This is a genomic window from Vreelandella stevensii S18214, from assembly GCF_000275725.1.
Classification (GTDB): Bacteria; Pseudomonadota; Gammaproteobacteria; order Pseudomonadales; family Halomonadaceae; genus Vreelandella; species Vreelandella stevensii.
The window spans coordinates 24984-35204 of record NZ_AJTS01000024.1 but is presented as its reverse complement, the minus strand read 5'-3'; the positions used below and the strand labels follow the sequence as shown (position 1 = coordinate 35204).

Here is a 10221-nt window from a genome sequence, read left to right as displayed (position 1 = left end):
GCGGCGATGGCCGTCAGCAGTGCCGGACCGCTGGTATCCACCCAAAGCGGCACGCCAAAGCCTTTCAGGAAATCGAGTAGCTCATTGAAGATGGCCGAGTCGATGCCCGGCGGCAGGCTGCCTGCCACGACGATGGCCTGCGGGGCGGTGCCCTCGAACAGGCCGCTGAGCGTCGTGCGCAGAGCGCTGAGGTGGGCTGCTTCAATGGGCATGCCGGGGCCGTTGATATCGGTCACCCGGCCGCTCTGTTCGGCAAGCTTGGCATTGATGCGGGTGTTGCCAGGCACCCGCACGAAGGCGTCTTGAACGCCGTAATGCGGAAAGGCCAGGCAGAAGGGGGCGTCGTTGTCCTGGCCCAGAAAGCCGCTGACGACCACCTCATGGCCAAGGCTGGCCAATACCCGGGCGACGTTGACCCCTTTACCCGCCGCCTCCAGTTGGGCGCGAGTGGGGCGATTGACCTGCCCCAGCGTCAGCGTCTCCAGGTCGAAGGCGAGGTCCAGGGCCGGGTTCAGCGTGATGCAGACCACTCGTGCCATCAGCGAGCCTCCAGCGCATCGCGCACGTCATCGCTGGTTGCCTTGCTCAGGGCCAGCTGTGCCGTGGCCTGCGCTTCTGCCAGGTCGAACTCCCGCAGGCGGGCCTTGACCAGCGGGATCTGCCGCGCGCTGACCGACAGCTCGTCGACGCCGAGGCCCACCAGCACCGGAACCGCCATGGCATCCGATGCCAGCTCGCCACAGACGCCGACCCACTTGCCGTGGGCGTGGGCTGCGTCGACGGTCATCTGGATCAGCCGCAGTACGGCCGGGTGCAGGCCGTCGGCCTGGGCAGATAGCTCCGGGTGGCCGCGGTCGATGGCCAGGGTGTACTGGGTCAAGTCGTTGGTGCCCACCGAGAAGAAGTCCACTTCGGCGGCCAGCGTCGGTGCCAGCAGCGCGCTTGAGGGCACCTCGATCATCACGCCAAGCTGCACGTCGGTGGCGCGCTGCTGTTCAGAGATTTCCTTGAGCAGTCGGTCGTAGATGGCTTTGGCGGCGCGGAATTCGGCCACGTCCTTGACCATCGGCAGCATGATGCGCAGCGGTTTGCCTACGGCGGCCATCAGTAGGGCGCGAAGCTGCGTTTCCAGCACGTCCGGCTGGGTCAGCGCCAAGCGAATGCCGCGCAGGCCGAGGAAGGGGTTGTCTTCCTGGGGGACTGGCCAGTAGGGCAGGGGCTTGTCGCCGCCCACGTCCAACGTTCGGGCGACCAGCGGTCGGCCAGCGAGTGCATCGGTGGCTTCACGGTACTCTGCGATCTGCGTCGCCAAATCCGGGGCACTGGCGTAGGCCATGAACAGAAACTCGGTGCGCAGCAGACCAACGCCCTCGGCGCCACGCTCGACGGCATCGGCGGCGTGGGCCGTATTGCCCAGGTTGGCAGCGACCTCTACCCGGTGGCCGTCGCGGGTCTGGGCCTGCTCGAAGCGCAGCTCCCAGGCGTCGGCTTCACGCTGCTGCTGGTCGAGCAGCTGCTGTTCGGCGCGCCGCAGGCGCTCTTCGGAAGGTTGCGAGATCACGCGACCGCGCTCGCCATCCAGAATCATCATGCCGCCGTTGGCCAGCGCCATGACCGCTTCGCCTGCGCCCACCACCGCGGGAATGCCCAGCGCACGGGCCAGAATGGCGCTGTGCGCGGTGGCGCCGCCGCGAACGGTGAGCAGGCCACGCACCCGAGAGGTATCCAGGCGCGCCACATCGGAAGGGCCAATGTCGTCCATCACCAGAATGTAAGGGTGGTCGGGTGGCTCGGGCAGGGTCACGTCGCACAGCACACCCAGCACTCGGCGCCCGACATCGCGCAGGTCGGCGGCCCGCTCTGCCAGCAGCCGGTCGGCCAGCATCTCCTGCGCACGGGCGGCGGTGTCGATGGCTTCCCACCAGCCAGCCTCCGCCGAGCGCCCTTCGCCGATGGCGTCCAGCGCCGCCTGACGCAGCTCGGGGTCGTCCAGCATCTCTTCATGCATGGAGAGGATGTCGGCCACTTCACCGCCGGGTGCGTTATGCACCAGCGCCTGCAGCTGGGCGGCGCCTTCCTGCAGCGCTGCACTCAGGCGGCGCGCTTCGGCCTCGGGGTCGTTGGCGTGCTCGGGATAGTCGAACGCCAGCGGACGAATGACGAACACCGGTGCAATGGCCAGCCCCGGAGATGCCGCCACGCCGGTATGCGGGGTATCGGCCGCCAGTGGCGTGATATCGGGCTGGCGGGTGTCGGTGGCGGGGCGGGTCTCTCGGCCGCCATCGAAGGGCGTGACTTTCTCGCCCAGGCCCTCTTCCACGGCGGCGGCGAGGGCTTCCAGCGCGCTGTTGGCTTGTTCGCCTTCAGCGGAAAAAATCAGCCACTGGCCGCGGCGTGCGCCAAGGCCGATGACCTTGGTCAAACTGGCCGCCGAGACGGTGGTGGCGCTGCCCTCTTCCAGCCGAACGTTGATGGGCATGGGCTGGGCGCGGGCGATTTGCACCAGCTGTTTGGCCGGGCGGGCGTGCAGGCCGTGGGGGTTGAGAACGCGCACACGGCGTGTTTGCGTTTGGGCGGTTTCCCCCGCTAGCAGCGCCAATAGCTGGGCACTGCTCTTGCCCATCAGGCTCTCGCTCTGGCCACTCTCCACCAGTGCCAGCAGCTGTTCGAGCAGCGGGCGGTGGCTGTCGCCGCTGGCCGCCAGGCAGAAGAGGGCGTGAACGGCGCGCCCGTCGTGTTCGATGGCATCAGCGGGCGTGGCCACGCCCAGCGCGGGCTGGCGTACCCCCGTTGCCTGGCTGGCGAGCCAGAGGCCTTTGCCCAGCCACTGGGGCGCAGCGCTGGCCACGGCGCTGATGAAAGCATTGTCCACGCAGCCGCTTTGGCGCAGCCGGGCCGCGGCGGCCAGGGCCAGCTCCTGCGGGTCTCGGGCAGGGAAGTTGACGCACAGGGTGTCGGCGTCCAGCCTGGGAGCCACGGCGGGGCGGGAAAGCAGCCGGGCCACGTCGGTGGCTGAACTGGCGTTGGCCAATTCGCTGGCTACGCCGTCTCGGTCCAGCACGTGGGTCAGTTGGCGCAGAATGTCCAGGTGCTCGTCACTTTGTGCGGCAATGGTGACCAGTACATGCACGGTGTTGCCGTCGTGCCACTGAACCCCTTGGGGGAACTGCAGCACACGAACGCCGGTACGCTTCACCAGATGGCGGCTTTCCGGGGTGCCGTGGGGGATGGCAATGGCGTTGCCCAGATAAGTAGAGGACTGCGCCTCACGGGCATGCAGGCCATCGCGGTACTCGGCCTCCACCAGGCCAGCCTCGGCCAATGCCTTGGCGGCGCTATCGAGTGCAGCTTGCCAATCCTGCGCGTGGCGGTCGAGCAAGATGTCATCAGGGCCGAGGGTCAGCATAGGGTTCTCCTGTAAACGCGGTCAGGTAACGGCAACGTCTGCGATTGACGGCGAATGTGCGCGCATAAAACGTTAGTCGTAGAGCGTTGAGGTTAGCTGGATGAATCGTGTCACCTGTGTATAGTGGCTATGCTGAATCGATTCACTTTTAGACACAAGGCTTGTCTTTTTAGACTTTGGTCTGAAGAGGGTGAAACGGCTGCTAAACTGCTGACTTTATTAGGGGAGAAACCAGCATGACACTTGCCGATATTGCCCGGCTGGCCGGGGTCTCGCGCACCACGGCAAGCTATGTAATCAACGGCCAGGCCGAACAGCGGCGAATCAGTGCCGCCACCATCGAAAAAGTCATGGCGGTGGTGCGCGAGTATCGCTACCACATCGACCCACAGGCCGCTGCCCTGCGCCGTGGCGCAAGCCGTTTGATTGGCTTGATCGTTCCAGATCTCGAAAACATCAGCTACGCCCGGCTGGCCAAGCGGCTGGAGCGGGGCGCCCGCGAGCGGGGCTATCAGCTTTTGCTGGTCAGCTCCGATGATTGTGCCGAGAGCGAGCGGGCGCTGGCGCTGGCGCTACGTGCCCAGCGCTGTGAAGTGCTGATCACCGCCAGCTGTCTGCCGGAAAACGACCCCTTTTATGCCGACCTGGCGGAAGAGGGCTGGAGCGTGGTGGGCGTGGACCGAGGGCTGGCGCCGCATCGCTTTGCCAGTGTGGTCAGCAATGACCAGCAGGCGGCGTATGCGTTGACCCGCTCGGTCATCAGCCCCGCCACGCGCACGGTGGCGTGGCTGGATGCCATGCCCGAGCTATCGGTGAGCCGAGAGCGGCGGGCCGGGTTTCAGCAGGCGCTGGCCGGGCAGAATATCCAGGCGCTGACGTTCAGCGGCGAGCGCTATGAACGCGATGTCGGGGTCGCGCTGGCGCGCCAGGCGTTTGAGAACGGCCCGGTGGATGCGCTGGTCACCGCGTCCTATGCGCTGATGGAGGGTGTCTTCGACGAGCTGCTGGCCAGAGGCGGGCTGTCCGCGTCGCTGCGGCTGGCCACGTTTGGCGATCACCGCTTATTGGATTTCCTGCCTCAGCCGGTCAATTCGGCACTGCAGGATTACGACCGCATTGCCGAGCTGACGCTGCAATGTGCACTGGATGCCATGAACGGGCGTTACCAGCCTGGCCAGCAGGTGGTCGAGCGCCACCTGCGTTCCCGCTAAATATTCTGATGTGAAGCGAATGCCCGGGCGGCGCTCACACCGAGCGCGCCTGGGCCCAGGCGTTGGCATCGGGAATGGCCATCTCGTAGTGCTCCCCCAGGTAAGGGGAGGAGAGTAGAAAATCGGCGCTGGCGGCGTTGCAGGCCACCGGCACGTTCCACAGGGCGGCTAGGCGCAGCAGGGCCTTGACGTCCGGGTCGTGGGGTTGGGGAGCGAAGGGGTCCCAGAAGAAGATCAGAATATCGAGCTGCTGCTCGGCAATTCGGGCACCAATTTGCTGGTCGCCGCCCAGCGGTCCGCTCATCAGCCCCTCCACTTGCAGACCCAGGGCGGCGGAGAGGCGGCTCGACGTCGTGCCGGTGCCCACCAGGGTGTGCTGGCTGAGCGTGTCCTTCCAGCGCTCCGCCCACGCCAGCATCTCCGTTTTCTTGCCGTCGTGGGCAATCAGCGCAATGCGCTTGCGCGCGGGCAGCGTACGTACGGCCTGGCGGGGTGGGCGGGCATCGGTCATGTCGGGCTCTCCAGAGCAAGGATTAGTCGGCGTCAACGGCCAGCACTTTCATTGTGTTGGTGCCGCCATGGGCGTTCATGTGGTCGCCTCGGGTAAGAATGACATGCTCGCCCGGGCGTGCCAATCCGTGGGTCTTGAGCAGTTTGATGGCTTCTGCATTGACCTGATCTGCGGCCATCTGGCTGGTATCGAACGGCAGCGAGACCACACCGCGATAGAGCGCCATGCGGCGCTGGGCAATCGGGCTATGGGCCAGGCCGACGATCGGCAAGCCAGAGCGGATGCGTGACGCGATCAACGGGGTGTAGCCGGTGGAGGTCATGCAGGCGATGGCGCGCACGCCCGTCAGGTGGTTGGCGGCGTACATGGCCGACAGGGCGATGGTTTCATCGATGCGCTCGAAACCCTCGTGAATCCGGTGCCCGGACGCCTGGGCCACCCGTTCCCGCTCGGCGCCCAGGCAGACGCGGTTCATGGCTTCAATGGTTTCGACCGGGTAGTCGCCTGCGGCGGTCTCCGCCGACAGCATCACTGCATCGGTGGCATCCAGCACGGCATTGGCCACGTCGAATACCTCGGCGCGGGTGGGCAGCGGTGACTCGATCATCGACTCCATCATCTGGGTGGCGGTGATCACGGCGCGGTTCAGCGTGCGGGCGTGCTTGATGATGCGTTTTTGTGTGCCGATCAGCGCTTCGTCGCCAATTTCCACACCCAGATCCCCCCGGGCGACCATGACCGCTTCGGAGGCCACGATGATGCCGTCCAGGGTTGCGTCGTCCGCCACGGCTTCGGCACGCTCCAGCTTGGCCACCAGGCCGATCTCCTTGCCTGCTTCTCCCAGCAGGGTGCGGGCTTCCTGCATGTCCGCCGCGCTGCGGGGAAACGACACGGCCAGGTAATCGACGCCAATCTCGATGGCGGTCTGCAGGTCCTGTTTGTCCTTGTCGGTCAGCGCCGGGGCGGAAAGGCCGCCGCCCTGCTTGTTGATGCCCTTGTTGTTGGAAAGCTTGCCACCCACGTGTACCCGGGTGTGCACTTCCTGCCCGCTAATCGAGGTGACGTCCAGCACCACGCGGCCGTCGTCGAGCAGCAGCCTGTCGCCCGGGTGCACGTCCTCGATCAGCGCCTTGTAATCGCAGCCAACTCGCTCGGTGGTGCCTTGCTGGGCATCCAGCGTCATGTCGAGTACGAAGGGCTGGCCGACCTCCAGCTGCACGGACCCTTCGATAAAGCGCGAGATGCGAATCTTGGGCCCTTGCAGGTCGCCCAGCGCTGCCACGCTGCGGCCCAGGCGTTGGGCAATCTCGCGCACGTCGTTGAGCCGACGACGATGGTCATCTGCCGAACCGTGGGAGAAGTTGAGGCGCACCACATCCACGCCCGCCTTGAGCATGGCCTCCAGCACGCCGGGGCGATCACTGGCCGGGCCTAGCGTGGCCACGATTTTGGTACGACGAAGCGGCGAAGAGGGCGCTGGGGTGGTCATGGGGCAGACTCCTGAATAGGTAGGGGCAACGCTCAAAACAGCTAGCCGTGGAGCGTTGCCGCGCAGGCCGATGAATCGGTCATTAAGTATTGGACTACGATAGCCTTTATATAGTAATTTTACTACATATTGGATAGTTATTAGCCTTTTGGGGCGGTTATGGCAGGTTTTAATCGGCCTTCAGGTGATTAAAGACGTATTTTTAGTAATTTTTTTACTGAATACGCCATCGACGACCACTGCTTGATAGAGGTGCTACCATGACAATAAGAGTTGCCATTAACGGATTTGGACGGATCGGCCGTAACGTGCTGCGCGCACTGTATGAGAACGGCTACCGTGACCGCGTTCAGGTGGTTGCCATCAACGACCTGGGTGACCCTTCATTGAATTCCCACCTGCTGCGCCACGACACGGTGCACGGCCATTTTCCCTTCACGGTAGAGCACGACGCCGAGAGCATCACCGTGGACGGCGACCGAATCGCCATTTCCTCCGAGCGTGACCCGGCCAATCTGCCCTGGTCAGCCCTGAACGTGGACCTGGTGATGGAGTGTACTGGCCTGTTCACCAAGCGTGACGCGGCGGCCAAACACCTTGCCGCCGGTGCCCAGCGGGTGCTGATCTCGGCGCCCAGCCCGGATGCCGATGCCACCGTGGTCTACGGCGTCAACGACGACGTGCTCACCGCCGAGCACAAGGTCGTTTCCAACGCTTCATGCACCACCAACTGCCTGGCCCCCGTGGCGAAGGCGTTGAACGATGCCGTGGGCATCGAGAACGGTCTGATGACCACCGTGCACGCGTACACCAACGACCAGAACCTGTCGGACGTCTATCACTCGGACCCGTACCGGGCGCGCAGTGCCACGCACTCGATGATTCCCACCAAGACCGGTGCGGCTCAGGCGGTTGGTCTGGTGCTGCCGGAGCTGGCGGGCAAATTCGATGGCCTGGCCGTGCGAGTGCCCGTGATCAACGTGTCACTGGTCGACCTGACGTTCACCGCCGGGCGTGACACGACCAAAGAAGAGATCAACGCCATCGTCGAGAAAGCCGCTGCAGGCTCTGCGGTGCTGGATGTCAATGCTCAGCCGCTGGTGTCGATTGACTTCAATCACAACGCCCACTCGTCGATTTTCGATGCCAATCACACCCGTGTGAATGGGCGTTTGGTGAAGATCATGGCCTGGTACGACAACGAATGGGGCTTCTCCAACCGTATGCTGGATACCGCCATCGCCATGCAGAAAACTGCCTGATCAGGTGTTTCAAGGGCAGGTGTCGCCCAGCAGCAGCTCGGTCTTGAGCAGCTGCTGGGCCTTGGGTATTCGACCCAGGATGATCCTGGCCGCCGTACGCCCTTTGCCAGCACTGTCCTGGCGCACCGTGGTCAGTCGCGGTGCCCGGTACTGCCCTTCGGCAATCCCGTCGAACCCGGTAATGCGCAGCGTATCGGGCACGCCGATACCGCGTTGCTCGGCCAATGTCAGCGCTGTCAGCGCGATGCGATCAGACATGCACAGCAGCAGGTCGGGGCGTTGGCTGGCGGGTTGATCGAGTATCTCGGTGAGTACCGGGGCGCACACATCGAAGACATTTTCCTCGATATTCCATAACGGAACCTTTTCGGTATCGAAGCCATGTTCGGCAAGCGCTGCGTGAAAGCCTGCCAGCCGTGCGCGGCTGATGGTGCTGCTGTCGGGCAGCAGCGTATGCGCAGCGGTCACCCGTCCATTGCAGTGCTCTTTGGTCAGCCGCAAATTGATGATGGCAGGGCGTTCGGGCCGTTGCTGCAGGGCGTGCATGGCCATGGCGTAGCTGGCATCACGGTCGTCGATATGCACCGTCGGGTAGCCGTCGATGTCGAAATCCACCGAGACCAGCGGCCGCTGGTTGGGCAGCGCATCGATCATCTTGCCATTGGGCATCAGCCCATAGACGATGAAGCCATCGGCAATGTTGGCGGAATTGGGTAGCTGTGACGCGTGTCCGCGACCCGGCAGCAGCAGCAGGGTATGCCCGTGGGCATCGAGCACCTCTGCCACGCCGGAGAGAAACTCGCTGGCCACGGCATCGTTGAGGCTGTAGGTCAGGCTCTCGGCCAGGATCACCGCCACGATGCTGGAGCGTCCGGTGCGCAGGCTGCGTGCCTTGGCATCGGGGCCGTTGTAACCCAGCCGCTTGGCTTCGCGCAGGATGCGTTCGCGCAGCAAGGGGGAGAGCTGGTCCGGGCGATTGAAGGCATTGGAGATCGTCGCGGTGGAAACGCCAAGTTCCAGCGCCAGGTCTTTTAGGGTCATTCGACGGGAAACGGTCACGGTGCTTCCTGAGCAGGTTAAGTAGGACGCAGGCTAATTATTCGAGTGTTGCACAGGATAGCGGCCCTGAGGGGGCCAAGACTACCCTTCATTGAAGGGCGCTTGGGTCAGGGCCGAAGAGGGCGATCTGGGGTTCAGGCCGCCGAACGTTTGGCCGACAGCGTCAGTGCGCTGCCGCTTTCATCGAACAGGTGTACATGCGCCTGATCGGGCACCAGCGACACTTGCTGACCCTCCTGCCATTGGCTGGGGGCCTCGCTGCGATGAATCAGCAGCGTACTGCCTTCCTTAGGCTCCAGGTAGACATACACCTCGTTACCCAGATACTCGACATTGACGATGTCGAAGCAGTTGTCGCCTTGCGGGGCTTCCAGGCGCAGGTGCTCGGGGCGTACTCCCAGGGTCAGGCCCGTGCCGGGCGAGTAGCTTTCTGCCGATTGTGGCAGCGCCAGTTCGCCAATGCCCGTGGCCTTGACTCGGCAGCCGTCGGTGGAGCCGCTGGTCAACTGGGCTGGCAGGAAGTTCATGGTGGGCGAGCCAATGAAGCCTGCCACGAATTTGGTGGCCGGGCGCTGGTAGAGTTCGTGGGGGCTGCCCACTTGCTCCACATGGCCACGGTTGAGGACCACGATCTTGTCGGCCAGGGTCATGGCTTCCACCTGGTCATGGGTGACGTAGATCATGGTGGAGCCCAGCCGGTTGTGCAGGCGGGCGATTTCGTTGCGCATCTGCACCCGCAACGAGGCATCCAGGTTGGAGAGCGGCTCGTCGAACAGCAGTATGCGCGGCTCACGGGCCATGGCGCGGCCCATGGCCACCCGCTGGCGCTGGCCCCCCGAAAGCGCCTTGGGCTTGCGGTGCAGCAGCTCTTCGAGCTGAAGGATTTTGGCGGTGGTCATGACCCGCTCGTGTACCGTCTCCTTGGCGGTCTTGGCCAACTTCAGGCCAAATGCCATGTTGTCGTAGACGGTCATGTGGGGGTAAAGGGCGTAGGACTGAAACACCATGCCCACCCCGCGCTCCCGTGGCGGCAGGTCGTTGACCACCGTGCCACCAATGTTCAGGTCGCCGTCGGTGATCGACTCGAGCCCGGCGATCAGGCGCAGCAGGGTGGACTTGCCACAGCCAGAGGGGCCAACGAACACGACGAATTCACCGTCACCAATCGCCAGATCCACATCCTTGATGATGTGGTCACGTCCAAAGACCTTGTTGACCTTTTCAAGCGTAACACTTGCCATGGTAACTCCTTGCCGACCTCGACCCGCGATCGGGTCGGCTAT

General features: G+C 64.2%; 8 protein-coding genes. 2 read left to right on the top strand and 6 right to left on the bottom strand.

The genetic code is table 11. The annotated features are described in order from the left end of the window. Nucleotides 1-539: 1-phosphofructokinase family hexose kinase (locus tag HSS18214_RS0105115; protein ID WP_016914228.1), on the bottom strand; the 539-nt coding region annotated here is incomplete at its 3' end. Beyond that, nucleotides 539-3406: a phosphoenolpyruvate--protein phosphotransferase gene (gene ptsP, locus HSS18214_RS0105110; RefSeq protein ID WP_016914227.1), complete on the bottom strand. Its 2868-nt coding sequence runs from the start codon at nucleotides 3404-3406 to the stop codon at nucleotides 539-541. The genes HSS18214_RS0105115 and ptsP, both read right to left, overlap by 1 nt. Before the next feature lie 236 nt (nucleotides 3407-3642). On the opposite strand from ptsP, the gene cra reads away from it, so the two are divergent. Beyond that, nucleotides 3643-4617: a catabolite repressor/activator gene (cra, locus tag HSS18214_RS0105105; protein WP_016914226.1), complete on the top strand. Its 975-nt coding sequence runs from the start codon at nucleotides 3643-3645 to the stop codon at nucleotides 4615-4617. A gap of 34 nt (nucleotides 4618-4651) precedes the next feature. Here the strand turns inward: cra and HSS18214_RS0105100 are convergent, their stop codons facing one another. Further along, on the bottom strand, nucleotides 4652-5128 hold the full coding sequence (locus tag HSS18214_RS0105100) for a methylglyoxal synthase (RefSeq protein WP_016914225.1): 477 nt from the start codon (nucleotides 5126-5128) through the stop codon (nucleotides 4652-4654). Nucleotides 5129-5150: 22 nt separating this feature from the next. After that, the gene (pyk, locus tag HSS18214_RS0105095; protein WP_016914224.1) at nucleotides 5151-6617 is read right to left on the bottom strand and encodes a pyruvate kinase; all 1467 of its coding nucleotides are present in this window, start codon (nucleotides 6615-6617) and stop codon (nucleotides 5151-5153) included. A gap of 260 nt (nucleotides 6618-6877) precedes the next feature. Here pyk and gap point away from each other — a divergent pair, with 260 nt between their 5' ends. Beyond that, a complete protein-coding gene (gap, locus tag HSS18214_RS0105090) occupies nucleotides 6878-7879 on the top strand; it encodes a type I glyceraldehyde-3-phosphate dehydrogenase (protein WP_026001738.1) in 1002 nt (333 codons plus the stop codon). 9 nt (nucleotides 7880-7888) lie between these two features. On the opposite strand, the gene HSS18214_RS0105085 is transcribed toward gap, so the two are convergent. Further along, nucleotides 7889-8920: a substrate-binding domain-containing protein gene (locus HSS18214_RS0105085; protein ID WP_016914222.1), complete on the bottom strand. Its 1032-nt coding sequence runs from the start codon at nucleotides 8918-8920 to the stop codon at nucleotides 7889-7891. Nucleotides 8921-9072: 152 nt separating this feature from the next. Then, entirely contained in the window at nucleotides 9073-10179 is a 1107-nt protein-coding gene (locus HSS18214_RS0105080) for an ABC transporter ATP-binding protein (RefSeq protein WP_016914221.1), read from the bottom strand. Between the last annotated feature and the right edge of the window lie 42 nt (nucleotides 10180-10221).

Coding starts and splice junctions, on each gene's coding strand:
- cra (WP_016914226.1), top strand. CDS start 3,643: ATGACACTTGCCGATATTGCCCGGCTGGCCGGGGTCTCGCGCACCACG.
- pyk (WP_016914224.1), bottom strand. CDS start 6,617: ATGACCACCCCAGCGCCCTCTTCGCCGCTTCGTCGTACCAAAATCGTG.
- gap (WP_026001738.1), top strand. CDS start 6,878: ATGACAATAAGAGTTGCCATTAACGGATTTGGACGGATCGGCCGTAAC.
- HSS18214_RS0105085 (WP_016914222.1), bottom strand. CDS start 8,920: ATGACCCTAAAAGACCTGGCGCTGGAACTTGGCGTTTCCACCGCGACG.
- HSS18214_RS0105100 (WP_016914225.1), bottom strand. CDS start 5,128: ATGACCGATGCCCGCCCACCCCGCCAGGCCGTACGTACGCTGCCCGCG.
- ptsP (WP_016914227.1), bottom strand. CDS start 3,406: ATGCTGACCCTCGGCCCTGATGACATCTTGCTCGACCGCCACGCGCAG.
- HSS18214_RS0105080 (WP_016914221.1), bottom strand. CDS start 10,179: ATGGCAAGTGTTACGCTTGAAAAGGTCAACAAGGTCTTTGGACGTGAC.